Raw genomic sequence first — 685 nt, 5'->3', positions numbered from 1 at the left:
CGCGAAAAACACCGATGACATGACCTCCACGAGTGAAATCGCGGTCCAGTTTTGGAACCGTCCCCTCACCGGTCGCGCGGTTGTGACTATGTCCAATTTGTGTATTCGGCAGATGCGCTCGGTTCTCGCGCGCGATACCGGCGGTAACGCCCTCGAACCGAGCGGGTGGCGCAGGCGGCACCGGCGGCGTGGCCGGCCAACCCGTCTGAACGGGAAGGTTTGCGCCCAGGACGATGGTGCGGCGATCGTCGAGGTGGAAGCGGTTGGTCAGCACCGAGTCATGGCCATGCGCCAAAAGCGCATGGTGCAGTGCCTCGGCGACCTCGTTCAAAGCTTCGCCGCCAATGTCGTGATGGGAGGGAGATGACACGATCGCGACGGCGAAACGCATGAATGCAAGGTACAGCAATGAGATTGGGCTTGACCCCGTTTTGTTACCGGCCAGACCACTTAGCCGCCTCCGCCGGTGCAGCCGTTCAGACGGGTTGGCCGGCCACGCCGCCGGTGCCGCCTGCGCCACCCGCTCGGTTCGAGGGCGTTACCGCCGGTATCGCGCGCGAGAACCGAGCGCATCTGCCGAATACACAAATTGGACATAGTCACAACCGCGCGACCGGTGAGGGGACGGTTCCAAAACTGGACCGCGATTTCACTCGTGGAGGTCATGTCATCGGTGTCGAACGAC

2 protein-coding genes are annotated in these 685 nt (G+C 62.8%); both read right to left on the bottom strand.

Annotated features, from left to right (window positions below; genetic code table 11):
• On the bottom strand, positions 1 to 391 hold a 391-nt coding region (locus A5706_RS33325; RefSeq protein ID WP_197518015.1), incomplete at its 3' end, for a hypothetical protein.
• A 59-nt stretch (positions 392 to 450) separates the two neighbouring features.
• Positions 451 to 685 (bottom strand): hypothetical protein (locus A5706_RS34645; RefSeq protein ID WP_231985281.1); only part of this gene is annotated, 235 nt, incomplete at its 5' end.

Source organism: Mycobacterium sp. E796 (genome assembly GCF_001672815.1).
Classification (GTDB): domain Bacteria; phylum Actinomycetota; class Actinomycetes; order Mycobacteriales; family Mycobacteriaceae; genus Mycobacterium.
Note: the sequence above shows the minus strand (reverse complement) of the source record. Positions and strands in the feature narration are given on the sequence as shown.